The sequence below is a fragment of the Lentzea sp. NEAU-D7 genome, from assembly GCF_026242055.1.
Taxonomy (GTDB): Bacteria; Actinomycetota; Actinomycetes; order Mycobacteriales; family Pseudonocardiaceae; genus Lentzea.
In genome coordinates, this window is record NZ_JAPJDL010000017.1 from 138,961 (window position 1) to 162,427 (window position 23,467).

General features: G+C 70.2%; 23 protein-coding genes. 8 read left to right on the forward strand and 15 right to left on the reverse strand.

Annotated elements, in window-relative coordinates; all coding sequences use genetic code 11:
- The first annotated feature begins 10 nt into the window (after positions 1-10).
- The gene (locus ORI60_RS30230) at positions 11-1,003 is read left to right on the forward strand and encodes a TIGR03842 family LLM class F420-dependent oxidoreductase (RefSeq protein ID WP_266041397.1); all 993 of its coding nucleotides are present in this window, start codon (positions 11-13) and stop codon (positions 1,001-1,003) included.
- Between the two features lie 70 nt (positions 1,004-1,073).
- Complete coding sequence (locus ORI60_RS30235; protein WP_266041398.1) at positions 1,074-3,134, forward strand: tetratricopeptide repeat protein; 2,061 nt, start codon at positions 1,074-1,076, stop codon at positions 3,132-3,134.
- Here the strand turns inward: ORI60_RS30235 and ORI60_RS30240 are convergent.
- The 9 genes from ORI60_RS30240 to ORI60_RS30280 form a co-directional block, all read right to left on the reverse strand.
- On the reverse strand, positions 3,094-4,044 hold the full coding sequence (locus ORI60_RS30240) for an NUDIX hydrolase (RefSeq protein ID WP_266041399.1): 951 nt from the start codon (positions 4,042-4,044) through the stop codon (positions 3,094-3,096). The two genes, ORI60_RS30235 and ORI60_RS30240, sit on opposite strands and share 41 nt — an antisense overlap.
- Positions 4,041-5,153 carry a glycosyltransferase family 4 protein gene (locus ORI60_RS30245; RefSeq protein ID WP_266041400.1) on the reverse strand — a complete coding sequence of 371 codons (1,113 nt, stop codon included), beginning with the start codon at positions 5,151-5,153 and terminating at the stop codon, positions 4,041-4,043. The genes ORI60_RS30240 and ORI60_RS30245 overlap by 4 nt, the downstream gene beginning before the upstream one ends.
- A complete protein-coding gene (locus tag ORI60_RS30250) occupies positions 5,150-6,052 on the reverse strand; it encodes a phosphatidylinositol mannoside acyltransferase (protein WP_266041401.1) in 903 nt (300 codons plus the stop codon). Before ORI60_RS30250 ends, ORI60_RS30245 begins: the two co-directional genes overlap by 4 nt.
- A complete protein-coding gene (pgsA, locus tag ORI60_RS30255; protein WP_266041402.1) occupies positions 6,049-6,651 on the reverse strand; it encodes a phosphatidylinositol phosphate synthase in 603 nt (200 codons plus the stop codon). The genes ORI60_RS30250 and pgsA overlap by 4 nt, the downstream gene beginning before the upstream one ends.
- A gap of 118 nt (positions 6,652-6,769) precedes the next feature.
- On the reverse strand, positions 6,770-7,609 hold the full coding sequence (locus tag ORI60_RS30260; RefSeq protein ID WP_266041403.1) for a helix-turn-helix domain-containing protein: 840 nt from the start codon (positions 7,607-7,609) through the stop codon (positions 6,770-6,772).
- A 278-nt stretch (positions 7,610-7,887) separates the two neighbouring features.
- Entirely contained in the window at positions 7,888-8,067 is a 180-nt protein-coding gene (locus tag ORI60_RS30265) for a hypothetical protein (protein WP_266041404.1), read from the reverse strand.
- Between the two features lie 56 nt (positions 8,068-8,123).
- A complete protein-coding gene (locus tag ORI60_RS30270) occupies positions 8,124-8,672 on the reverse strand; it encodes an HIT family protein (protein ID WP_266041405.1) in 549 nt (182 codons plus the stop codon).
- Entirely contained in the window at positions 8,669-10,717 is a 2,049-nt protein-coding gene (gene thrS / locus ORI60_RS30275; RefSeq protein WP_416234511.1) for a threonine--tRNA ligase, read from the reverse strand. Before thrS ends, ORI60_RS30270 begins: the two co-directional genes overlap by 4 nt.
- A 36-nt stretch (positions 10,718-10,753) precedes the next feature.
- Positions 10,754-11,245 carry a GNAT family N-acetyltransferase gene (locus ORI60_RS30280; RefSeq protein WP_266041406.1) on the reverse strand — a complete coding sequence of 164 codons (492 nt, stop codon included), beginning with the start codon at positions 11,243-11,245 and terminating at the stop codon, positions 10,754-10,756.
- 140 nt (positions 11,246-11,385) lie between these two features.
- On the opposite strand from ORI60_RS30280, the gene ORI60_RS30285 reads away from it, so the two are divergent.
- Both ORI60_RS30285 and ORI60_RS30290 read left to right on the forward strand, forming a co-directional pair.
- Complete coding sequence (locus ORI60_RS30285) at positions 11,386-11,700, forward strand: hypothetical protein (protein ID WP_266041407.1); 315 nt, start codon at positions 11,386-11,388, stop codon at positions 11,698-11,700.
- A complete protein-coding gene (locus ORI60_RS30290; protein WP_266041408.1) occupies positions 11,697-12,278 on the forward strand; it encodes a hypothetical protein in 582 nt (193 codons plus the stop codon). Before ORI60_RS30285 ends, ORI60_RS30290 begins: the two co-directional genes overlap by 4 nt.
- A 133-nt stretch (positions 12,279-12,411) precedes the next feature.
- Here ORI60_RS30290 and ORI60_RS30295 read toward each other — a convergent pair whose 3' ends face one another.
- The 6 genes from ORI60_RS30295 to ORI60_RS30320 form a co-directional block, all read right to left on the reverse strand.
- Positions 12,412-14,055 carry an AMP-binding protein gene (locus ORI60_RS30295; RefSeq protein ID WP_266041409.1) on the reverse strand — a complete coding sequence of 548 codons (1,644 nt, stop codon included), beginning with the start codon at positions 14,053-14,055 and terminating at the stop codon, positions 12,412-12,414.
- A gap of 182 nt (positions 14,056-14,237) precedes the next feature.
- Positions 14,238-14,936: a FadR/GntR family transcriptional regulator gene (locus tag ORI60_RS30300; protein ID WP_266041410.1), complete on the reverse strand. Its 699-nt coding sequence runs from the start codon at positions 14,934-14,936 to the stop codon at positions 14,238-14,240.
- Positions 14,937-14,938: 2 nt separating this feature from the next.
- Positions 14,939-15,706 (reverse strand): 3-oxoacyl-ACP reductase, encoded by a 768-nt coding sequence (locus ORI60_RS30305; RefSeq protein ID WP_089913140.1) that lies wholly within the window; start codon positions 15,704-15,706, stop codon positions 14,939-14,941.
- Positions 15,707-15,763: 57 nt separating this feature from the next.
- Positions 15,764-17,116: an aldehyde dehydrogenase family protein gene (locus tag ORI60_RS30310; protein WP_266041411.1), complete on the reverse strand. Its 1,353-nt coding sequence runs from the start codon at positions 17,114-17,116 to the stop codon at positions 15,764-15,766.
- Positions 17,113-17,808 (reverse strand): gamma-glutamyl-gamma-aminobutyrate hydrolase family protein, encoded by a 696-nt coding sequence (locus ORI60_RS30315; RefSeq protein ID WP_266041412.1) that lies wholly within the window; start codon positions 17,806-17,808, stop codon positions 17,113-17,115. The genes ORI60_RS30310 and ORI60_RS30315 overlap by 4 nt, the downstream gene beginning before the upstream one ends.
- On the reverse strand, positions 17,795-19,135 hold the full coding sequence (locus ORI60_RS30320) for a glutamine synthetase family protein (protein WP_266041413.1): 1,341 nt from the start codon (positions 19,133-19,135) through the stop codon (positions 17,795-17,797). Before ORI60_RS30320 ends, ORI60_RS30315 begins: the two co-directional genes overlap by 14 nt.
- A gap of 110 nt (positions 19,136-19,245) precedes the next feature.
- Between ORI60_RS30320 and eat the strand changes: the two genes are divergently transcribed.
- From eat to ORI60_RS30340, 4 genes are all read left to right on the forward strand, one after another.
- Positions 19,246-20,670 carry an ethanolamine permease gene (gene eat, locus ORI60_RS30325; protein ID WP_266041414.1) on the forward strand — a complete coding sequence of 475 codons (1,425 nt, stop codon included), beginning with the start codon at positions 19,246-19,248 and terminating at the stop codon, positions 20,668-20,670.
- 214 nt (positions 20,671-20,884) lie between these two features.
- Positions 20,885-21,688: an IniB N-terminal domain-containing protein gene (locus tag ORI60_RS30330; protein ID WP_266041415.1), complete on the forward strand. Its 804-nt coding sequence runs from the start codon at positions 20,885-20,887 to the stop codon at positions 21,686-21,688.
- 12 nt (positions 21,689-21,700) lie between these two features.
- Positions 21,701-22,594 (forward strand): NAD-dependent epimerase/dehydratase family protein, encoded by an 894-nt coding sequence (locus ORI60_RS30335; RefSeq protein ID WP_266041416.1) that lies wholly within the window; start codon positions 21,701-21,703, stop codon positions 22,592-22,594.
- Positions 22,587-23,450, forward strand: a complete 864-nt coding sequence (locus ORI60_RS30340; protein WP_266041417.1) for a 3-hydroxybutyryl-CoA dehydrogenase — start codon at positions 22,587-22,589, stop codon at positions 23,448-23,450. The genes ORI60_RS30335 and ORI60_RS30340 overlap by 8 nt, the downstream gene beginning before the upstream one ends.
- Positions 23,451-23,467: the final 17 nt, after the last annotated feature.

The window sequence follows — 23,467 nt, forward strand, 5'->3', positions numbered from 1 at the left end:
GCGGTCACCCGTGGACTTCGGTGTAGTGCTGCAGACCGACCCGCCGGCGCGGGACGTGGTGGAAGGCCTCCGCGCGGCCGAGGACTGCGGCTTCCGCTACGGCTGGACGTTCGACTCCTGCGTGCTGTGGCAGGAGCCGTTCGTCATCTACTCGCAGGTGCTGGCGGCGACCCGCGACCTCGTCGTCGGCCCGATGGTCACCAACCCGTCGACCCGCGACTGGTCGGTGACCGCCTCGCTGTTCGCGACGCTGAACGACATGTTCGGCAACCGCACGGTCTGCGGCATCGGCCGGGGCGACTCGGCCCGCCGCGTGATCGGCCAGAAGCCCGCGACGCTCGCGACGCTGGGCGACGCGATGCACGTGATCAAGGAGCTGGCGGAGGGACGGGAGGTCGAGCACCACGGCACACCGGTGCGGATCCCGTGGGTGCGCAACGGGAAGCTCGAGATCTGGATGGCCGCGTACGGTCCGCGCGCGTTGAAGATGGTCGGCGAGCAGGCCGACGGCTTCATCCTGCAGACCGCCGACCCGGACATCGCCCGCTGGACGATCGGCTCCGTCCGGGAGGCCGCGGTGGCCGCCGGGCGCGACCCGTCGGCGATCACGATGTGCGTGGCGGCACCGGCCTACGTGGGCACGGACCTCGCCCACCAGCGCGACCAGCTGCGGTGGTTCGGCGGCATGGTGGGCAACCACGTCGCGGACCTCGTGTCGCGGTACGGGGACTCGGGCGTCGTGCCCAAGGCCTTGACCGACTACATCAAGGACCGCGAGGGCTACGACTACTCCCACCACGGCAAGGCGGGCAACCGCTCCACCGACTTCGTGCCGGACGCGATCGTGGACCGCTTCTGCCTCGTCGGCCCGGAGTCGGCGCACGTCGAGCGGTTGCAGGAGCTGAAGGAGATCGGTGTCGACAACTTCGCGCTGTACCTGATGCACGACGAGAAGGACAAGACGCGCGACGCGTACGGATCGGCGGTCATCCCGGCGGTGTAGGGCCGTGCACCGGACGTGCCCGCATCCGCGGAGGGCACGTCCGGTGCGCCTCGCGGGGATAATGGTGTTGATGCCTGACGACGCCGAGCCCATCCCGTCCGTGAAGAACACCGTGCGCGGAGACGTGCACGGGACGGTCCTGCAGGTCGGCACGGTCACCGTCGACTTCCACCACCACCAGCACCCCGGTCCGGCTCAGGCCGTTCTCCCGCTGCGGTGCGGCCTGGTGCCACCCCGCGCGGCCGCGTTCCAGGAACGGTCCGTCGACCTCGGCGCTCCGGTGACGGTGCTGTCCGGGCTGCCGGGGGTGGGCAAGAGCCAGCTGGCCGCGCACCACGCCGAACGGCTGTGGGCCGCCGGTGAGGTCGGCCTGCTGGTGTGGGTCACGGCGACCTCGCGCGAGTCGATCGTCTCCAGCTACGCCGACGTGGCCGCGAAGCTGCTCCGCGTCGAGGACCCCGATCCGGAACGGGCCGCGCGCACGCTGCTGGAGTGGCTGGCGGGCACGCACGAGCCGTGGCTCGTGGTGCTGGACGATCTGCGGACTCCCTCGGACCTCGACGGGTTGTGGCCGCCGGCCGGTGGCCAGGTGGTCGTGACCACGCTGCGCCGGGACGCCGCGTTGCGCGGGCACCAGCGGCGACTGGTCGCCGTCGAGGCGTTCACCGAGGACGAGGGAGTGGCCTACCTGCGGACGGCGCTGGCCGACCAGCCCGCGTTGCTCGACGACGACGGGCTGGTGCGCGACCTCGGCGGGTCGCCGGTGGCGCTGGCCCAGGCCGCGGCGAACATGCTGGACAACCACCTGTCGTGCGCGGAGTACCGCGCTCGCCTGCCGGAACGGCTCGATCCCAGCGCGGCGACCTGGTCGCTGGCGGTCGAACAGGCCGACCGCCTCGCGCGCACCGGGGTGGTGCGGCCGCTGCTCGACGTCGCGAGCGCGCTGGACGCCAACGGGATCCCGCTGGCGGTGTTCACGACGCGGGCGATGCTCGACTTCCTCGGTGTGGACGAGGCCGACGCGCGGGACGGGCTCGGATGCCTGCACCGGCTGAGCCTCGTCACCTTCAGCGAGGGGTCGGTGTCACGCGAGGTGCGGGTGCATTCGCTCGTGCAGCGCGCCACCCGTGCGGCGTGGTCCGGCGAACGGGCCGGCGTGGTGGTCACGGCCGCAGCGGACGCGCTGAGGCAGGTGTGGCCGGACGGCGTGACGGATCCGTTGCTGGGTCAGGTGTTGCGGGCCAACGCCCAGGCGCTCGCCGACGCCGGCGGCGCTCACCTGTGGCGGCCCGAAGGTCACTTCGTGCTGTTCCTCGCGGGCAGGAGCCTCGGCGAGGCCGGGTACCACGCGGACGCCGTCCGCTACTTCGACGACCTGCGGGTCACCGCGGCCAGGTACCTGGGCCACGATCACCTCGACACCCTGCTCTGCCGCTTCAACGCCGCGGGCTGGCGCGGCAGCGCGGGGGACGCGGCCGGAGCGGTCGAGGGGTTCCGGGACCTGCTCGCCGACGTGACGCGGCTGTTCGGGCCGGACCACGTCGAGACGCTGAGGGTCCGCAACAACCACGCCCACTGGCTCGGTGCCTCCGGCGACACGGCCGGAGCGGCCACCGCGTTCGGGGACCTCGTCGCCGACCAGACGCGGGCGCTCGGCCCGGATCACCCGAGCACGCTGACCACCCGCCACAACCTCGCGTTCGCGCAGGCGAAGACGGGAGACCACGGCCGCGCGGTCGAGTCGTTCGAGGCGCTCGTGCGGGACCTGGGACGCGTCGTGGGCCCGGACGGTCCGGACGTTCTGGAGGCGCGGTACGGCCTCGCCGCCGTCCTGGGCGACGCCGGCGAGGTGGACGACGCCGCCGGCAGGCTGCGAGCCCTGCTGCCGGACCAGATCCGGGTGCTGGGCGCGGACCACCCGCGCACGCTGTGGACCCGGTGGAGCCTCGCCCAGTGGCGGGCGCTGACCGGCGATCCGGCCGGCGCGGTGGCGGAGTTCGAGGAGCTGGTCGCGGACCAGAGCAGAGTGCTCGGCGAGCACCACCCCGACGTCCGGGCGACCCGCGAGAAGCTGGAGCACTGGCGCCGCGTCAGCGCACCGGGCGAGTCCGGCCGTCCCAGTCCCGGGTGAGCCCGGGCAGCAGTTCGGCCAGCTGCACCGGGTAGACGGTGTCCTCCGTGGACTCCAGCTCCTCGGCGCTCCACCAGCGGTGGCCGGAGATGCTGGTCTCCTCGACGTCGTTGAAGCCCGAGGTGTCGATCGCCAGGTCGCCGGCGACGGAGGCGTGGAAGAACCACTCCTCGGCGTCGAACGTCTCGCCGTCGAAGCTGAACACCGCACGACGGCGCCAGATCGGGCCGACCAGCTCCTCCGGCGCGAGCTTGAGGCCCGTCTCCTCGAAGGTCTCCCGCACGGCCGCGTCCCGCAGTTCCTCGCCCACCTCGACGCCACCGCCGACGGTGAACCAGAAGAGCTCCTGGGGACGGGCCGGATCGAAGCCGTGGAAGAGCAGCACACGGCCCTGGGCGTCGGTGAGGACGACGCGTGCGGACGGCCGGGGCGTGAGCAGCACGGCGTCCGACGGGGCGGGCGGCTCGGCGATCTCGAAGTACGACGGTTGCGGCGCCGTGCCGGCCAGCCGCAGCCAGCGCACGACGCGGCGGCGGCGCAGCAACAACGTGTCGCGCACGGCGTCGTTGTGCACGCGGCGGGCGAGCATCACGCGTTCCTCGGCGTCGGACAGCTCGGCGGCCAGCGCGGCGGGAAGAGCGGACCGGTCCAGCGCGCCCAGCAGGGCGGAGAGCTCGTTCTCGAGGAGCTCGCGGTCCGCACGGGAGGCGGCCTCGGCCTTGAAGGCGGCGGCGGAGAGCTCGGGGTCCAGCAACGCGCGGACCACGACGGCGCGGCGGGCCAGGGCGGCGTCGACGGCGGCCCAGGCGGCGTCGGTGCGGACGTGCAGGCGGTCGAGGCGGTTCGCGATCCGGAGGACCCAGGCGGCCAGCAGCAGGGTCACCAGGACGATGACGAGCGCGGTGGTCATGCCTCGCTCACCCGGCGCGGGTCGGCGGCGATCGCCGTCTCGTAGACGCGCAGCACCTGCGAGGCGACGACGGACCAGTCGAAGGCCTGCACCCGCTGGGAGGCGATGTCGACGTACTCGGCGCGCAGTGCCGAGTCCCGCAGCACCGAGCGCAGCGCGTCGGCCAGGGCGTGCGCGTCGCCCACCGGGAACAGCGCACCCGCCTTGCCGTCGTCCAGCACGCGCCGGAACGCGTCGAGGTCCGAGGCCACCACCGCGGTGCCGGCGGACATGGCCTCGGTCAGGATGATGCCGAACGACTCGCCGCCGGTGTTCGGGGCGACGTAGACGTCCACGGAACGCAGCATCCGGGCCTTGTCCTCGTCGTCGACCTGGCCCAGCAGGTCGACCCGGTCGGAGAAGGGGCCGTCGAACGGGTTCTCGCCGCGGCCCACGACGAGCAGGCGCAGGTCGGGGAACTCCTCGGCGATCAGGCCGAACGCCTCCCACAGGATCGGCATGCCCTTGCGCGGTTCGTCGTAGCGGCCGACGAAGCCGAGCGTGCCACCGGCGCGCGGGTAGCCGTCCAAAGTGGACGCGGAGGCGAAGAAGTCGACGTCGACGCCGTTCGGGATCTCCACCGCGTCGCCGCCGAGGTGCTCGACCTGCACGCGGCGGGCCAGCGCCGAGACGGCGATGCGGGCGGTGACCTTCTCCAGGAACGGCTGCAGCACGCCCTGGAACGCCGACAGCATCTTGGAGCGCGGCGTCGAGGTGTGGAAGGTGGCGACGATCGGGCCGTCCGCGACCACCAGCGCCAGGAACGACAGCGACGGCGCGGTGGGCTCGTGCAGGTGCAGCACGTCGAACTCGTGCTCGTCGATCCAGCGGCGGACCCGCGCGTACGAGACGGGACCGAAGCTGAGACGTGCCACCGAACCGTTGTACGGGATGCCGACCGCGCGGCCGGCGGACGTGACGAACGGCGGCAGCGCCTGGTCGTCGTCGGCGGGCGCGAGGACGTCCACCTCGTGCCCGAGGCCGATCAGGGCACGCGCGAGGTCGACGACGTGCGCCTGCACTCCCCCGGGCACGTCCAAGGAATACGGGCAGACGATGCCGACCTTCACCGCGAGAGCCTCCGGGCGAGGGCGGCACGACGCTTCTCGGGCAGGTCGGCGAGCCAGAGCTGCTGCAGCATGTGCCAGTCGGCCGGGTGCGCGGCGATGTCGGCCGCGAACACGTCCGCGACGGCCTGCGTGGCCGCCTGGACGGTGCTGACCTTGATCGGCGGGTGGATGCGGAAGTGCCAACCGTCCTCGGTGAACCAGCAGCCGACCGGCAGCAGCGCGGCGCCCGTCGTCGAGGCCAGGTGCGCGGGCCCCGCGGGCATCAGGGTCTGCTCGCCGAAGAACGTCACGGGCACGCCGGTCGACGTCAGGTCGCGGTCCGCGAGCAGGCACACGACCTTGTTGGCGCGCAGGCGTTCGGCCAGCACCGTCGCGGGTGGACGGTCACCGCCGTTCAGCGGCAGCACCTCGAAGCCCAGCGTCTCGCGGAACTCCACGAACTTGCGGTACAGCGACTCGGGCTTCAGCCGCTCGGCCACCGTCGTGAACGTGCCGGAGTGGCCGACGAGCCAGACGCCCGCCATGTCCCAGTTGCCGCTGTGCGGGAGGGCGGCGATCGCACCGGTGCCGTTGGCCAGCGCCGCGTCGAGGTTCTCCTGGCCGGACACCTGGAACCTGTGCTTCGCGTGGGCGGCGCGCACGTCCATCGACGGCAGCCGGAACGCCTCGCACCAGTAGCGCGCGTACGAGCGCAGCGAGTCGCGCACCAGGTCGTCGAGCTCGTCCTCGCCCGCCTGCGGCACCACCCTGCTCAGGTTCCGGCGCAACTGGCCGACGCTCGCGCCACCGCGGCGCGCCGCGTAGTCGGCGCCCGCGCGGAACAACCCGCGCGCCCACGACTCCGGCAGCAGGCGGACCAGCCGCCACCCGGCGGTGTACCCGAGGGTCGCGAGGTTCACGCGGCCTCCCGCGCCGACTTCGCAACCGCGAAGATCCGCTGCAGCACCGTCGCGACGGTCAGCGCCGCGAGCAGCCACAGCGAGATGGCCATCAGGTGCGGCACGCCCAGCCCCTGCACGCCGGCACCGACCAGCGCGATGATGAACCGCTCGGCCCGCTCGGCCAGTCCGCCGTCGGCGGAGAGCCCGTTCGCGTCGGCGCGCGCCTTGACGTAGGAGATGACCTGCGAGGCCACCAGGCAGATGAACCCGGCCGCGGCCGTCCACCGGTCGCCGGTGTCGAACGCGTACCAGGTGAGCGCCGCGAACAACGCCCCGTCCGCGATGCGGTCGCAGGTGGCGTCGAGCACGGCGCCGAACTTCGTCGGCCCCTGCGCGCGGGCCATGGCACCGTCGATCAGGTCGAGCAGCACGAAGAACGCCACCAGCGCGCAACCCAGGAACAGCTGGCCGCGGGGGATGAACCACAGCGCGCTCGCGACGGCGCCGATCGTTCCGGCCACGGTCACGGCGTTGGGCGTGAGGCCACGCGCCAGCAGCCACGCCCCGATCGGATCGGTGACGCGCGAGACGGACGCGCGAGCGAAGATGTTCAGCATGGCAGGTCGCAGCCTAGCTGGACTGGTGAAACACACCCCTCGCGCCCCTTGCCTGATCGCACGCGGGGAGCTTTCGCGCGGTCGGTGCGTGCGAAAGGGCCCCGCGTGCGGTCAGCGGCTAACCGAGCCGGCGGTGGTCCTCGGCGATGCGCTTGAGCAACCCCTGCAACTCCTCCCCTCGCACCGCCAGCCGTTCCAGCCGCCCGAACAGCGCGAGGTACTCGCGCACGTCCAGCGGGTCGGTGATGGTGGCGTTGCCGGTCAGCACGCTGACCGTGACGACGCGCTCGTCGTAGATGTGGAAACCGTGCAGGGCGACCACGTTCGCGTCCGCGGACCACGGCACGACGCCGAGCCGGACGTTCGGGCGGCGCTGGATCGCGGCCAGGTGCTCCACCTGTTCCGCCATCAGCTCGGCCGAGCCCATCCGCCAGCGCAGGGCGCTTTCGGAGAGCACGAACACGAACTGCTTCGCCAGGTCGTCCATCCGGGAACGGCGCGTGCGCAGGGCGGCCACCGCGGCCTCCTGCTCCGACTGCGGCATCGTCCCCAGCATGATCCGCAGGTAGGACTCGGACTGCAGCAACGAGGGCACCAGGTTGACCTGGAAGAACCTCGATGTCGCCGCCCGCGCCTCCACTCGGCTGATCGTCTGCTGGTGGCGGTGCGCTCCTCGGTGCAGCACGACGCGGCGGGTTTCCGCCTCGGCGTGCAGCGACCTGGCGAGTTCGACCAGTTCGATGCGCGTCTCTCTCGCGGCGGCCAGTTCCGCCACAAGACGCTCCACATCCGTCACGGACGGGAGCAGCATGCCGTTCTCGATCTTCGACAGCTTGGACTGGCTCATCCCGGTGGCACGGGCGGTGGCCGTGCCGGTCATCTTCGCCTCGGTGCGCAACCGGCGTAGTTCACGCGAAAGCCGCTCTCTCGCTAATCGCGAACGCTCAGGTGCGGTCATGTTCGCACCGTAACCATTCGCACACGGTGAGACGATCGGCCATAGGCGGGGACTTGACTCGCAGTTGACACCTCCAGGTGGGTGATCTCACCTACCTGGAATCGCTTTGTGCTGGTGTTACGTCTCGATCGACTGGAGAAATGCACCCGAAAGTTGTAACCGAAACCTATTCCGGTTCACGTGGAAACGGCCTCGATTGTCCAGTGCGGACAACATGAGTGGTTTTTGTCACTCTTTTGTCCAACAATTAGTACGGCTTTCAATCACGGACACGCTGACTAAACCCTCCGTTTAGCCCGCAATACCGCGCGAACACCCAGGCCGATGCCACCGAAAATCAGCACGAACGCGATGAGGCCGAGGCCGGGAGCATCGTCGTACTGGGCGTACAGGAGCGCACTGACGCCGAGCGCGACGAGCAGGAGGCAGCCCACCAGAGGCAGCAACAGTCGAGGCATAGATCGACTATCGCGCGTGATCTATCGAAAGTCAACAGATAGGCACCGCGAAACGATCAGTCGACTGCCTTCCACCCGTCCGCCAGCAGCTGACGGGTCTCCCCCAGCAGCTGCGGGAGCACCTTGGTGTGCCCGATGACCGGCATGAAGTTCGCGTCCCCGCCCCAGCGCGGCACCACGTGCTGGTGCAGGTGGGCGGCGATCCCGGCACCGGCGACGACGCCCTGGTTCATGCCGATGTTGAACCCGTGCGGCGCCGCCACGTGCCGTGCGACCTTCATGGCCCTCTGCGTGAACGCGGCGAGCTCGGCGGTCTCGGAGACCGTCAGCTCCGGGTAGTCCGCCACGTGCCGGTACGGCAGCACCATCAGGTGACCGGGGTTGTACGGGTACAGGTTCAGCAACGCGAAGACCTCGGCCCCGCGCGCGATGATCAGACCGTCCTCGTCGGACAGTTCCACCACGCGGCAGAACGGGCAGCCGGCGGGCTCGTCGCCGTCGGCCTTGCCCGCGCCCTGCACGTACGACAGGCGGTGCGGGGTCCACAGGCGCTGCAACGCGTCGTGGACCCCCACACCGGCCTGCTCGGAGAACTCAGGCGTCACGAGAGCAGTTCCGCCGTGGGCGAGGCGTTCTCGCGACGGCCGACCCAGTCGACGATCTGCTCGACCGCCCGCTCCACCGGCACGCCGTTGATCTGCGTGCCGTCGCGGAACCGGAACGACACCGCGTTCGCCTCCACGTCCTTGGCGCCGGCCAGGAGCATGAACGGCACCTTCTGCATGGTGTGGTTGCGGATCTTCTTCTGCATGCGGTCGTCCGAGGCGTCCACGTCGACCCGGATGCCGGCCTTGCGCAGCACGTCGCGCACCGCGAACAGGTGGTCGGCGTTCTCGGACGTCACCGGGATGCCCATGACCTGCACCGGCGCGAGCCACGCCGGGAACGCGCCCGCGTAGTGCTCGGTCAGCACGCCGAAGAAGCGCTCGACCGAGCCGAACAGCGCGCGGTGGATCATGACCGGGCGCTGGCGCGAGCCGTCCGGGCCGGTGTACTCCAGCTCGAACTTCTCGGGCAGCATGAAGTCGAGCTGGATGGTCGACATCTGCCAGGTGCGGCCGAGCGCGTCCCGCGCCTGCACGGAGATCTTCGGGCCGTAGAACGCGGCGCCACCGGGGTCGGGCACGAGCTCGAGACCGGACTCCTCGGCGACCGAGGCGAGCGTCGCGGTCGCCTCCTCCCAGATGTCGTCCGGGCCGACGAACTTCTCCGGGTTCTTGGTCGAGAGCTCCAGGTAGAAGTCGTCCAGACCGTAGTCGCGCAGCAGGTCCAGCACGAAGTTCAGCAGCGACTTCAGCTCGTCGCGGACCTGGTCGCGCGAGCAGAAGATGTGCGCGTCGTCCTGCGTCATGCCGCGGACCCTGGTCAGGCCGTGCACCACGCCGGACTTCTCGTATCGGTAGACCGAGCCGAACTCGAACATGCGCAGCGGCAGCTCGCGGTAGGACCGGCCACGCGCCTTGAAGATCAGGTCGTGGAACGGGCAGTTCATCGGCTTGAGGTAGTAGTCCTGGCCCGGCTTGCGGACCGTGCCGTCCTCGTTGAACTCGGCGTCGAGGTGCATCGCCGGGTACATGCCGTCCTTGTACCAGTCCAGGTGACCGGAGACCTCGAACAGCTTGCCCTTGGTGATGTGGGGCGAGTAGACGAACTCGTAGCCCGCCTCGGTGTGGCGCTGGCGGGAGTAGTCCTCCATGGCCTTGCGGATGATGCCGCCCTTGGGGTGGAACACCACGAGGCCGGAGCCGATCTCGTCCGGGAACGAGAACAGGTCGAGCTCGACACCGAGCTTGCGGTGGTCGCGGCGCTCGGCCTCGGCCAGGCGCTCCAGGTACTCCTCCTGCGCCTCCTGCGACTCCCACGCGGTGCCGTAGATGCGCTGCAGCTGCGGGTTGTTCTCGTTGCCGCGCCAGTACGCGGCGGCCACGCGGGTCAGCTTGAACGCCGGGATGTGCTTGGTCGTCGGCACGTGCGGCCCGCGGCACAGGTCGCCCCAGACCTGCTCGCCCGAGCGCGGGTCGAGGTTGTCGTAGATCGTCAGCTCGCCGCCGCCGACCTCCATGACCTCGCTGGTGTCGACGTCGCTCTTGATGTCGACGAGCTCCAGCTTGAACGGCTCGGACGCCAGCTCGGCCTTCGCGGAGTCGATCGACTCGACGACGCGGCGCGAGAACCGCTGCGAGGACTTGATGATCTGCTTCATGCGCTTCTCGAGCGCCTGAAGGTCCTCGGGCGTGAAGGGCTTGGAGACCTGGAAGTCGTAGTAGAAGCCGTCCTTCACGGGCGGGCCGATGCCGAGCTTGGCCTCCGGGAACTGCTGCTGCACGGCCTGTGCCAGCACGTGCGCGGCGGAGTGGCGGATGACGCTGCGGCCGTCCTCGGTGTCCGCGGCGACGGCCTCGACCTCGACGTCGACCTGCGGGGTCCACGACAGGTCGCGCAGGTGGCCCTCGGCGTCCTTCACGACGACGATCGCGTCGGACCCCTTGCCCGGCAGGCCCGCCTCACGCACGGCCGTGCCCGCCGTCGTCCCAGCCGGAACCACCACGCGCGGCGGGTTCTGGGCGACTGCTGGGCGCGACTCGGACACGGTGACTCCTACGATCGAGGTAACGGGGTGAACGGATCAGATGTTATCGGTGCTCAAGACGGACATGACGATCGCGTCGTGGAAGACGCCGTCCCAGAGCAGGGCGTCCCTCAGGCGGCCCTCCTCGCGGAAGCCGAGCTTCTTGTAGACGTGGATGGCCCGCTCGTTGAAGTCGTACACCTCCAGATCGACCCGGTGCAGCCCGCGCTCGTGAAACGCGTGGTCGAGGACGTGCTTGATCGCGATCGAGCCGTAGCCCTTGCCGAAGCCGTCCCACAACGCGATCCGCATGCCCGCCGAGCGGTTGTGCGGATTGATGGTGAGAACGACCTCGCCGATGAACTTCCCGTCCTCGGTAATCGCGCGGGTGTAGCGGTTCGGGTCGTTCAGCGTCCGCTCGACGTACGCCTCGTAATCCTCCAGCGTGAAGGTGCCGTGAGTACCGGTCAGGCGGTTGACCTCGTCGTCGTTCGGCCGGGCCGCGGCCATCTCGGCGGCGAACTCCTTGCGCAGGGGTACGAGTTCCATGCCTCGATTGAAGCCGGTGCGCGCAAGCGGATTCCGGGCACGGCACCTACGTACGCACTTCTGAGTGGTTTTTCGGATGCGCCCGGGCGCCCGGGGCGAGCACGCTGTTGTCTCCCGGCCCGCCGAATGGAGCATCGATCATGTCCGACCTGGTCGTCGAATGCCCGGTCCGCCTCACCGAGTCCAACCGGGACGAACTGCGCCTGCTCTACGCCGATCTGCGTGACCACTACGCCCGCCGCGACGCCCGCAACGGCACGCGCACCACGTTGCACTTCCTGTGGACCGGCGTGCTGGACGACGAGCTCTTCGGCGCCACCTACGCCGACCAGCGGCACGTTTTCGCTGGTTCCAGGCCTGTCATGAACTCGCTGCGCGAGCCAGGAGGGCTTCAGGAAACGAACAGGTGGCTGTCAGCCCCAGCTCAGCCGAACGGCGCATCGTTGAGGACATGAGCGAGCAGGGACAGACGCCTCCACCGCGGGAGCCGTCCAAGAACGAGCCGCAGGCCACCCCGCCTGCACCGGACCAGGCAACGACCCCACTGCCGGCCGGCGCACCGGCCACGCCTGGTCAGCACCCGACCGCCGAGCTGCCGGCCCAGCAGCCCGCCACGCCCGGCCAGCCAGCCGCAGCACCCGGTCAGCACCCGACCGCCGAACCGCCCGCCCAGCAGCCCGCCACGCCGGCGGCAGAGCACCCCGCCGCACCGCACCCCGCGCCGGCCGCGGCCTCGGCGGCGGAAGCACCGACTCCCCCTCCAGTTGTGGCCGCGGTGCCCGCGGGCCCTGGCCGGGGACGGCGTTTCGTGCGGCACCGCGCCACGCAGCTGGTCGCCGTCGGCCTGCTGGGGCTCGTCCTCGGCGGCGGCATCGTGGGAGCGATCGCCGCCGACCGCTCCGACCACCGCGGCGGCCCGGGCAAGGTGCGGATGCACGAGCGCGGCGAGCGCGGGCCCGACCGCGGCGGAGACCGCTTCGACCAGCGCGGCCCCTTCGGTGAGGGCCGTCCCGGCGACCGCTTCGAGCGGTGACCGACCGAGCGCCCGCCCAGCGGACATCCGATTCCCCGACGGCGCTGGGCGTGCGCTCCCCGGAACCAGGAACGCGCGCCACCGCCGAATTAGTCCCCCTCGTTCTGCGGTGGCGTGCGTTCCGCCCACAGGCCTACTGGGGCTGCGGCCCCAGCCGGATCGCCAGCAGCTGGCGCCGCAGCACCTTGCCGGTCGCGTTGCGCGGCAGCTGCGGCACCACGACGACCTCGCGCGGGACCTTGTGCCGCGCGAGCCGGGTGCGCACGAACTCGCGCAGCTCCCGCACGTCGATGCGCGCCCCGGCGACCGGCACCACGAACGCGCGCAGGCGTTGGCCGTACTCGGGGTCCGGCACGCCGAGCACCGCCGCGTCCCGCACGCGGTAGTGGGTCATCAGCAGGTTCTCGACCTCGACCGGGTACACGTTCTCGCCGCCGGAGACGATCATGTCGTCCTCGCGGCCGTCGAAGTACAGCCGGCCGCTGGGGTCGAAGTGCCCCAGGTCGCCGGTCGCGACGAGTCCGTCGATGGACTCCTTCTGCGTGCCGTCGGTGTAGAGGTCGACGGTCAGCGAGCCGCGCACGTAGATCCGGCCCGTCACGAACGACCGCGTGATGCGGTTGCCCTCGTCGTCGTAGATGCGCACGACGCAGTTGTGCGGGGGCAGGCCGACGCTGGACGGCGCGGCCGCGAGGTCCTCCGGGGTGGCGACGGTGGCGACCGCGACTTCCGTTGAGCCGTAGAGGTTGTAGAGCACCGGTCCCAGCACGGCCTGGGTGCGTTCGACGAGGTCCGGTGCGATCGGCGCGCCCGAGGAGAACACGACCTTCAGGTGTGAGAGGTCGTACGAGTCGATCACGTGCCGGTCGAGTTCCATGATCCGCTGCAGCATCGTCGGCACCAGGACGAGCGTCGTGCAGCGCTGGCCCTGCACCGACCAGAGCGTCTTGCGCGGGTCGAACCGGCGGTGCAGCACCGCGCGCGACCCCAGCGACATCGCGAGCGTCAGGTGCGAGTAGCCGACGGAGTGGAAGATCGGCGCGGCGATGAAGGTCGACTCGCCGGAGGTCATCGGGATGCGGTCGAGGAAGTCCGACGCGGTGAGCACCGACTTGATCTCGCGGGCCGTGCCTTTGGGCGTTCCGGTCGTGCCGGAGGTCAGCTGGATCACGACGCCCGGTTCGCGCGGCGGTTCGAGCTCGCCGCGCGGTGCCTTGGCCACCAGCTGGTCCAGTGTCGGGGTGCGACGGTCCAGTCCGTCCCGCGACCACGCGAGCCAGCGCGGGATCGACGGGGGCAGCTGGTGGAACAGCGGTGTGAACTCCTCGTCGTGGATGACGAGCGACGCGCGTTCGCGTTGCAGGAGGTCCAGGACGACCGGTGCGCCGAAGCCGGTGTTCACCAGGAGCACGCGGACGCCGAGCTTCGCGCAGGCCAGCAGCGACTCGACCATGCCGCGGTGGTTGCGGCACATCAGCGCGACGATGTGGGTGTGCTGGACGCCCAGGGCGCGCAGGCCCTGTGCGATGGCGTTCGAGCGCCTGTCCAGCTGGCGGTAGGTGACGGACCCCCGCTCGTCGACGACGGCGATGCCGTCCGGGTTGAGCCGGACGGAACGGCGCAGCGCCGTGACGTTCGGTCCCCAGATCTTGACCTCTTGCAGGGCCTGCATGGACATCTTGAAGTTCGTGAGGCTCACCATGCCCGCGGCGGACAAGACGCGGAGTGAGTGCACCCGGCCCATGGCGTCGCGAAACACCTTGCGCAACCCTGGCATCAACAGCTCCTCGCGCTGCAAGTCCCCGAGGTATTCGGACGGTAACTGTCCGCAAGGCTCACGCCAAGGGTTGTTCCATGCGGAATGTGCATGACAACACGACATCCTACCCTGCAAACGTTTACAGCGGACCGCTTTCACAACCGTGACCATTCCCACCGCCCCGCGACGGGTCTGACCGGTCAGACCAGGAAGCCGCGCAGCAACGACGCCGTGCCGTCGAGGTGCTCGGCCATGGCCTGCCGCGCGGCGACGGGGTCTCCGTCCAAAATGGAAGTGATGACCCGCTCGTGCTGGGCGTTGGAGTGCGCGAGGTTCGGTTCGAGCAGCGGGATGTGGTCCAGCAGCTCGTTGGCGCGCATCCGCGACTCGGCGACGGCGGCGGTCAGCGCGGCCGACCCGGTGGCCTCGGCGATCGCCAGGTGCAGCCGCGAGTCCTTGCGGCGGTACTCCGCGAGCGTCGAGGTGGAGGCCTCGTCGAGACGGGCGCGCAGCCCTCGGCGTTCGGCGGGGCCCAGCGACCGTCCCGCCGCCGTCTCGGCCGCGCCGGTCTCCAGCACCCTGCGCAGCGTCAGCACGTCGTGGAGGTCGCCGAAGTCCTTGGCCGGCGCGGACTTCGGCAGCACGTCCTGGACGAACGTGCCGCCGTACCGGCCCCTTCGGGACTCGACGTAGTGGTTCTCCTGCAACGACCGGATGGCCTCGCGCACGGTCACCCGGCTCACGCCGAGCCGGGTGGCCAGTTCCCGTTCGGACGGCAGCCGCTCACCCGGCGCGACGACGCCGAGCCGGATGGACTGCATGAGCCGTTCGACGGTCTCCTCGAAGGCGTTGCCCGCCCGCACCGGGCGGAACAACGCCTCCTGCGCGTGCTCCACCATCTCTAGAGCGGTGTCACGTACGCGCCGGCGATGCCGCCGTCCACGAGGAAGTTCGACGCCGTCATGAACGACGAGTCGTCCGACGCCAGGAACGCGACCGCGGCGGCGATCTCCTCGGGTTCGGCGAACCGGCCGAGCGGGACGTGCACGAGGCGCCGCGCGGCCCGCTCCGGGTCCTTCGCGAACAGCTCCCGCAGCAGCGGGGTGTTGACCGGGCCGGGTGACAGGGCGTTGACGCGGATGCCCTCGCGGGCGAACTGCACACCGAGTTCACGCGACATCGCCAGCACGCCGCCCTTCGACGCCGTGTAGGAGATCTGGGACGTCGCCGCGCCCATCGTCGCCACGAACGACGCGGTGTTGATGATCGAACCCTTGCCATTGGCCTGCATGTGCGGGATGGCGTACTTGCAACACAAATAAACCGACGTGAGGTTCACCTTCTGGACGCGCTCCCACGCCTCGATGCCCGTGGTCAGGATCGAGTCGTCGTCGGGCGGCGAGATACCGGCGTTGTTGAACGCGATGTCCAGCTTGCCGTAAGTGTCCACAGTGGTCTGGAAGAGCGCCTTGACCTGTTCCTCGTCGGTCACGTCGACCTGGACGAACAGCCCGCCCACCTCGTCCGCCGCCGCCTTGCCGGTGGCCGGGTCGAGATCGGCGACGACGACCTTCGCGCCCTCGCTCGCGAACCTGCGCGCGGTCGCGAGTCCGATCCCGCTGCCGCCACCCGTCACGACGGCCACGCGGCCCTCGAGTCGCTGCACCATCTCTTGTTCTCCTCAGGTTTGCCAGAAACAGTTGGACCGGAATCAGTCGGACCGGGATCAGGTGGCGATGAAGACGTTCTTGATCTCGGTGAAGGCGTCGAGCGCGTCCGGGCCGAGCTCGCGGCCGAGCCCGGACTGCTTCACGCCGCCGAACGGCGTCCAGTAGCGGACGGACGAGTGCGAGTTGACCGAGAGGTTCCCGGCCTCCACGGCACGGGAGACCCTGATCGCGCGGCCGACGTCGTTCGTCCAGATCGACCCGGACAGGCCGTACTCCGAGTCGTTCGCGATCCGGATCGCGTCGGCCTCGTCGGTGAACGGCAGCACGACGACGACCGGCCCGAAGATCTCCTCGGTGACCGCGGGGTGGTCGTAGGCGGGCGTGAGCACCGTCGGCGGGAACCAGAAACCGGGTCCGTCCGGCGCGCTGCCCCGGAACGCGACGGGGGCGTCGTCTGGGACGTAAGACGCGACCTTGCCCAGGTGCGACGCGCTGATGAGCGGCCCCATCTCGGTCGCCTCGTCGCCGGGTTCGCCGACCTTCACGCCCTTGACCGCGGGCTCCAGCAGTTCCATGAACCTGTCGTAGACGCTCGCCTGAACGAGGATCCGCGACCGGGCGCAGCAGTCCTGCCCCGCGTTGTCGAACACCCCGTACGGCGCCGTGGCGGCCGCCTTCTCCAGGTCGGAGTCCGCGAAGACGATGTTCGCCGACTTGCCGCCCAGCTCCAGCGTCACCCGCTTCACCTGTTTCGCGCAGCCGGCCATGATCTGCTTGCCGACCTCGGTCGAGCCGGTGAAGACGACCTTGCGCACCAACGGATGCGTGACGAACCGGTTGCCGACGACGCTGCCCTTGCCCGGCAGCACCTGGAACACGCCCTCCGGCAGGCCCGCCTCCAGCGCGAACTCGCCGAGGCGGATCGCGGTCAGGGGCGTGACCTCGGCGGGCTTGAGCACGACCGTGTTGCCGGCGGCCAGCGCGGGCGCGAACCCCCAGCCCGCGATGGGCATCGGGAAGTTCCAGGGGACGATCACGCCGACGACGCCGAGCGGTTCGTGGAACGTGACGTCGAGGCCGCCCGCGACCGGGATCTGCTTGCCGAACAGGCGTTCCGGGGCGGCCGAGTAGTACTGCAGCACGTCGCGGACGTTGCCCGCCTCCCACCGCGCGTTGCCGATGGTGTGGCCGGAGTTCTCGACCTCCAGCCGCGCGAGCTCCTCGACGTGCGCGTCGACGACCTCCGCGAACTTCCGCAGCAGCCTCGCGCGATCACCGGGGGCGACGTTCCGCCAGCTCTCGAACGCCTTCTGCGCCCGGCCGATCGCCGCGTCCGTGTCACCGAGGGTGGTGTGCGGCACGGACCGCACGATCTTCTCGGTGGCGGGGTTGATGACGTCAAAGGTCACGACGCTTTGCTCCTTGCCGCATCCACCAGGGCTTCGAAAAGCCTCAGGTCTTCGATGTCCTGCTCCGGGTGCGACTGCACTCCGACGACGAATCGCGCGCCTTCCAGCTCCACGGCTTCCACGGTCCCGTCGGGCGCCTTCGCGGTGACGCGCAGCCCGTCCGCCACGCGGTCGAGCGACTGGTGGTGATGGCACTGCACGGTCGTCTCCGGGCCGATGATCGTGTACAGGTGCGTGTCCGGCACGACCTCGATCTCGGTGGTCCCGAACACGCCGGGCGCCTCGTTGTGGCCCTCGACGTGCTGGTGCAGCGTGCCGCCCAGCGCCACGTTGAGCACCTGCATGCCCCGGCACACGCCGAGCACCGGCAGGTCGAGCTTCAGCGCGGCCTCGACGAGCGCGAACTCGGCCTCGTCGCGCGCACGGCTCGGTTCGCCGGTCTTCTCGTGCCTCTCGGCGCCGTAGGCGGCGGGGTCGATGTCGGCGCCACCCGCGATCACCAGGCCGTCCAGGAACCCGATGGTCCCGGCGTTCCAGGTGCCGACCGGCGGCAGCATGACGGGGTTGCCCCCGGCCTCGACCACGCAGTCCAGGTAGCCGCGGTAGAGCACCGCGGCCTCCACGTCCCAGAGCCCGAAGCGCGTGCGCTCCAGGTACGTGCTGATGCCGATGAGCGGCTTACAGGCGCTCAAAACCGCGCACCTTCTCCCAGTCCGTGACCGCCGCCTCGAACGCGGTCAGCTCGACCTCGGCCGCGTTGAGGTAGTGGTCGACGACGTCCTGGCCGAACGCCTCGCGCGCGATCGTGCTGCCCGCCAGCAGTTCCGCCGACTCCTTGAGCGTCGTCGGCACCGTCGGCCGGTCGGACGCGTAGGCGTTGCCCACGAACTCGTCCTCCAGCTCCAGCTCCTGCTCGACGCCGTGCAGGCCGGCCGCGATCAGCGCCGCCACCGCGAGGTACGGGTTCACGTCACCGCCGGGGACCCGGTTCTCGAACCGAAGGCCGTGGCCGTGGCCGACGACGCGCAGCGCGCACGTGCGGTTGTCGCGTCCCCACGCCACCGCGGTCGGCGCGAACGAGCCCTTCACGAAGCGCTTGTAGGAGTTGATGTTCGGGGCGAGGAAGTAGGTGAGCTCCCGCAGCCCGGCCAGCTGGCCCGCGAGGAAGTGCTTCATCAGCGGGGACATCCCGTGGCCCTCGGCGAAGACCGGCTCACCTTCCTTGGAGCGCAGGGAAAGGTGGATGTGGCAGGAGTTGCCCTCGCGTTCGTTGTACTTCGCCATGAACGTGAGCGCCTTGCCCTGCTGGGACGCGATCTCCTTGGAACCGTTCTTGTAGATCGCGTGCTGGTCGCACGTGCGCAGCGCCGTCGTGTACTTGAACGCGATCTCGTGCTGGCCGGGGTTGCACTCGCCCTTGGCGGACTCGACGACCATGCCGGCGCCCGTCATGCCGTTGCGGATGGCCCGCAGCAACGGTTCCACGCGCGCGGTGCCGAGCAGCGAGTAGTCGACGTTGTACTGGTTGGACGGCGTGAGGTCGCGGTAGCCGGCGTTCCACGCCTGCTCGTAGGAGTCGTCGAAGAGGATGAACTCCAGCTCGGTGCCGACGTAGCAGTCGAGGCCGAGCGCGTCGAGCCGGTCGAGCTGCTTGCGCAGCACCTGCCGCGGCGACGCGACGACGGGGTCGCCGTTCTCCCAGACGACGTCGCACATGACGAGGGCGGTGCCCTCCTGCCACGGCACGCGCCGGAGGGTCTCGATGTCCGGCTTCATCACGAAGTCGCCGTACCCGCGCTCCCAGCTCGACATCTCGAAGCCGCTGACCGGGTTCATCTCGACGTCGACGGCGAGCAGGTAGTTGCAGCCCTCCGCGGAGTGGCCGAGAACCTCGTCGAGGAAGTACCGCGCAGCGCACCGCTTGCCCTGCAGGCGCCCCTGCATGTCCACGATCGCGACCAGGACGGTGTCGATCTCACCGGCGTCCACGGCCACGCTCAACTCCTCGACGGTCAGCATTCCGCGTTCCTCCAAAGGTATGTCTGCGAGCCATTGGCCGCACCATCTTGACACCACCGGGTGACTGGCGCCACCCTCAACCACCGCTTAAAGGACTATTAGGAGTCCATATGGCCAAGCACGTCGAGTACGAGAAGGTGAGCAGCGACTACCTGGAGCACCGACAGCTCAAAAGAGGCGCGGCAGGGTGGGTCCTGCTGGCCGGGCTGGGAGTCTCGTACGTGATCTCCGGCGACTTCGCCGGGTGGAACTTCGGCCTCGCCCAGGGCGGCTGGGGCGGGATGCTGGTCGCCACGATCCTGATGGCGACGATGTACACGTGCATGGTGTTCGGTCTCGCCGAACTGGCCTCGGCGCTCCCCGTGGCGGGCGCCGGTTACGGTTTCGCGAGGCGCGCGCTCGGCCCGTTGGGCGGGTACGCCACAGGTATCGCCATTCTCATCGAGTACGCCATCGCTCCCGCGGCGATCTCGGTGTTCATCGGCGACTACATCAAGGCGCTCGGTCTGCTGGACGCCACCTGGCCGGTGTACCTGGCGTGCTACATCGTGTTCGTCGGCATCCACCTCTACGGCGTCGGCGAGGCGCTGCGGGTGATGTTCGTGATCACCGGTGTCGCGGTCGTGGCCCTGGTCGCGTTCGTGGCGGGCATGATCCCGAAGTTCGACTCCGCGAAGCTGTTCGACATCGGCGACGGCTCGTTCCTGCCGATGGGCGTGACAGGGGCGTGGGGCGCGATCGTGTTCGCGATCTGGTTCTTCCTCGCGGTGGAGGGCGTGCCGCTGGCCGCCGAGGAGGCGCGGGATCCCAAGCGGGACATGCCTCGCGGCATCATCGGCGCGATGGTCGTGCTGCTGGTGTTCGCGGCGGCGATCCTGCTCGTCGCGCCCGGCGGTGCGGGCTCGAAGGCGCTGGAGGCGTCCGGAAACCCGTTGCCCGAGGCGGTGCGCGCGGCCTACGGCGGCGACACGTTCCTGGCGCAGCTGGTCAACTACGTCGGCCTCGCGGGTCTGGTCGCGTCGTTCTTCTCGATCATCTACGCGTACTCGCGGCAGCTGTTCGCGTTGTCGCGCGCGGGATACCTGCCGCGCTGGCTGTCGAAGACCGGCAAGCGCAAGACGCCGTACCTCGCCCTGATCGTGCCCGGCACCATCGGGTTCGTGCTGGCGACGGTGATGAAGTCGGTCGACCCGGTGACGGGTGGTGCGCGGCTCATCAACATCGCGGTGTTCGGCGCGGCCCTGTCCTACGTGCTGATGATGGTGTCGCACATCGTGCTGCGGAAGACGGCACCGGACCTGCCTCGCCCGTACCGGACTCCTGGCGGTGTGGTGACCACGGGCGTGGCGCTGGTTCTGGCCGTCGCGGCCGTCATCGCGACGTTCTTCGTGGACGAGATCGCCGCCGCCGTGACAGCGGGAATCGTGTTGATCGCTGTCGCCTACTACTGGTTCTACAGTCGCCATCACCTGGTCGCGAACGCCCCGGAGGAGGAGTTCGCGGCGATCGCGAAGGCGGAGGCCGAGCTCGACTGAGCAGGCGGGTGCTGGTCCTCGGCGGCACGGGCCTCGCCGGCCGTGCCGCCGCTCGGCACCCCTAACGAGTGCGAAATCCCCCTAACGGGTGACCTTCGGCCCCTAAGGAGTTCGGCTGCCCGAGATCTAGGGATTGCACCCGATGTCAGGGGGATGTTGATCTCACTACGGTTCGTGGCTACATCCCCCGACCCGCCGTAGGAGCTCCACTTCCATGATGCAGCAGGACATTCAGCCGGCCACCCCGCAGCAGCCCGCTCCGCCCGCCGCGCCGCAGGCGCCCGCCCCGGCCAGCCCGGTGGCCGTGCCGCAGGAGGCCCAGCCGGCCACGCTGCAGGAGTTCGCCCTGAACCTCCTGAACGACCCGGCGGCCCTGTCTGCGTTCGACCTCGACCCCGAAGGCGTCCTCAGCGCCTGCGGTCTCAGCGACATCACCCCCGGTGACGTCCAGGAGATCCTCCCGCTGGTGCTCGACGCCGCCTCGATCGCGGACGTCGACGGCCTGTCGTCCTACAGCGCCCTCACGGGTCTCGCGAACCTCGACGCCGCCAACGGCCTCGCCGGCGACCTGTCCGGCCACTGCGACGTGTCGGGCACCCTCGACGGCGTCACCGGCGCCGTCCCCGGCCTGGCCGGCGTCGCGGACCTCGGCGGCGTCGCGGACCTCGGCGGCGTCACCGACCTGTCCGGTGTCACGGGTCTCGCCGGCACCGGCGACGTGCTCGGCACCGTGACCGGCGTGGCGGACGTCGGCGGCGTCCTCGGCACCGTCACCGGCGTGACCGGCGTCGTGTCCGTCGACGGCGTGCCCGGCGTGCTCGGCGCCGTCACCACCGACGTCACGACCGTCACCGACGTGGTCCACGAGGTCGTGCCGGACGTCGCGCCGGTCAGCGGCGTGCACGACACCGTCCACGGCGTCGTCGACGGCACCGTCGGCTCCGTGATCGGTGGCGACGTCACCGACCTCGACCTGCTCGACGGCGTCGGTGGCCTGACCGAAGGCCTCGGCCTCTGATCTGATGCTCGGGTGAGCAGACGAGCGTTGATCCTCGGCGGCACGGGCCTCATCGGCCGTGCCGCCGCTCGGCGTCTGCGGCAGGCGGGCTGGACCGTCGACGCCCCCGGCCGCGAGGTGGACCGCGCCGACCCGAGGGCGCTGGCTCAGGCCATGGGCGACGGCGCCGACCTCCTCGTCGACTGCCTCTGCTACACCGCGTCGGACGCGCGGACGCTGCTGCCGCTGGCACGCGACGCCGGTTCGACCGTGATGATCTCGGCCAAGGCGGTGTACGCGGACTCCCGCGGACGCCACGTGAACTCCGCCGAACCTCCCCGCTTCGACGGCCCGGTGACCGAGGACCAGCCGACACTCGCGCCGCTCGACTCGGACCCGTTCACCCGCGAGGGCTACGGACCGAACAAGGTGGCGGCGGAGCGGACGCTGCTCGACAGCGGCCTCCCGGTCACCGTGCTGCGACCGTCCAAGGTGCACGGCCCCGGCAACAAGCGGCCGCTGGAGTCCTACTTCGTCGACCGCATCCTCGCCGGCCACCGGATCGTCCTGCTCGCGTCGCGCGGCGAGGGCGTCGACCACCCGACCGCCGCCGCGAACCTCGCCGCGCTGATCGAGACCGCCGCCCTGCACCCCGGCCGGCGCGTGCTGAACGCCGCCGACCCGGACGCGCCGAACGGCCTGGAGATCTCGCGGATCATCGCCCGCGCACTGGACCACGAGTGGCAAGAGATCCTGCTGGACCACGACGAGGCGGGCCGCCACCCGTGGCGCCGGGGCTTCGTCCTGGACACCTCGGCGGCGCTGGCACTGGGCTACCGCCCGGTAGGCGACTACGCCCTCACCGTGCGGGAGACGCTCCGCGACCTCGTTTCGAGAAGCTCGTGGCAGGATCGGTCACGTGAGTGACATTCAACGTGTGGGAGTCGTCGGTTCCGGCCTCATGGGCTCCGGAATCGCCGAGGTGAGCGCGCGTGCGGGCCTCGACGTCATCGTCGTCGAGGTCAACGCGGGCGCGGCCGAGGCAGCGCAGGGGCGGATCGCCACCTCGCTCGCCAGGGGCGTCAAGTCCGGCAAGCTCAGCGAGGAGGACCGGGACGGCGCGCTGAAGCGCATCCGGTTCACCACCGACATCGGCGAGTTCGCCGACCGCCAGTTCGTGGTCGAGGCGGTCGCCGAGAACGAGCAGATCAAGACCGACGTCTTCACCGCGCTCGACAAGGTCGTGAAGGACGACGACGCCATCTTCGCGTCCAACACGTCGTCCATCCCGATCATGAAGCTGGGCATGGCGACGAACCGGCCCGAGCAGGTCATCGGCGTGCACTTCTTCAACCCGGTGCCGGTGCTCAAGCTCGTGGAGATCGTGCCGTCGCTGCTGACCGGCGCCGCCACGCAGGACCGCGCGGAGCAGTTCGTGCGCGAGACCCTGCACAAGGAGGTCATCCGCTCGCAGGACCGCGCCGGTTTCGTGGTCAACGCGCTGCTGATCCCCTACCTGCTCTCGTCGATCCGCATGCTGGAGTCCGGCTTCGCCTCGGCCGACGACATCGACAACGGCATGGTGCTCGGCTGCGCGCACCCGATGGGTCCGCTGCGCCTCACCGACCTGATCGGCCTCGACACCACGAAGGCCATCGCCGAGTCGATGTACGAGGAGTTCAAGGAGCCGCTGTACTCCCCGCCGCCGCTGCTGCTGCGCATGGTGGACGCGGGCCTGCTCGGCAAGAAGTCGGGCCGCGGCTTCCACAACTACGCCAAGTGACCTGACGAGAAGGCCCG

Excerpts from the sequence above, each read along its gene's own strand:
- ORI60_RS30235 (WP_266041398.1), top strand. The coding sequence starts at position 1,074 with ATGCCTGACGACGCCGAGCCCATCCCGTCCGTGAAGAACACCGTGCGC.
- ORI60_RS30240 (WP_266041399.1), bottom strand. The coding sequence starts at position 4,044 with ATGACCACCGCGCTCGTCATCGTCCTGGTGACCCTGCTGCTGGCCGCC.
- pgsA (WP_266041402.1), bottom strand. The coding sequence starts at position 6,651 with ATGCTGAACATCTTCGCTCGCGCGTCCGTCTCGCGCGTCACCGATCCG.
- ORI60_RS30260 (WP_266041403.1), bottom strand. The coding sequence starts at position 7,609 with ATGACCGCACCTGAGCGTTCGCGATTAGCGAGAGAGCGGCTTTCGCGT.
- ORI60_RS30265 (WP_266041404.1), bottom strand. The coding sequence starts at position 8,067 with ATGCCTCGACTGTTGCTGCCTCTGGTGGGCTGCCTCCTGCTCGTCGCG.
- ORI60_RS30280 (WP_266041406.1), bottom strand. The coding sequence starts at position 11,245 with ATGGAACTCGTACCCCTGCGCAAGGAGTTCGCCGCCGAGATGGCCGCG.
- ORI60_RS30285 (WP_266041407.1), top strand. The coding sequence starts at position 11,386 with ATGTCCGACCTGGTCGTCGAATGCCCGGTCCGCCTCACCGAGTCCAAC.
- ORI60_RS30290 (WP_266041408.1), top strand. The coding sequence starts at position 11,697 with ATGAGCGAGCAGGGACAGACGCCTCCACCGCGGGAGCCGTCCAAGAAC.
- ORI60_RS30295 (WP_266041409.1), bottom strand. The coding sequence starts at position 14,055 with ATGCCAGGGTTGCGCAAGGTGTTTCGCGACGCCATGGGCCGGGTGCAC.
- ORI60_RS30300 (WP_266041410.1), bottom strand. The coding sequence starts at position 14,936 with ATGGTGGAGCACGCGCAGGAGGCGTTGTTCCGCCCGGTGCGGGCGGGC.
- ORI60_RS30305 (WP_089913140.1), bottom strand. The coding sequence starts at position 15,706 with ATGGTGCAGCGACTCGAGGGCCGCGTGGCCGTCGTGACGGGTGGCGGC.
- ORI60_RS30320 (WP_266041413.1), bottom strand. The coding sequence starts at position 19,135 with ATGCTGACCGTCGAGGAGTTGAGCGTGGCCGTGGACGCCGGTGAGATC.
- eat (WP_266041414.1), top strand. The coding sequence starts at position 19,246 with ATGGCCAAGCACGTCGAGTACGAGAAGGTGAGCAGCGACTACCTGGAG.
- ORI60_RS30330 (WP_266041415.1), top strand. The coding sequence starts at position 20,885 with ATGATGCAGCAGGACATTCAGCCGGCCACCCCGCAGCAGCCCGCTCCG.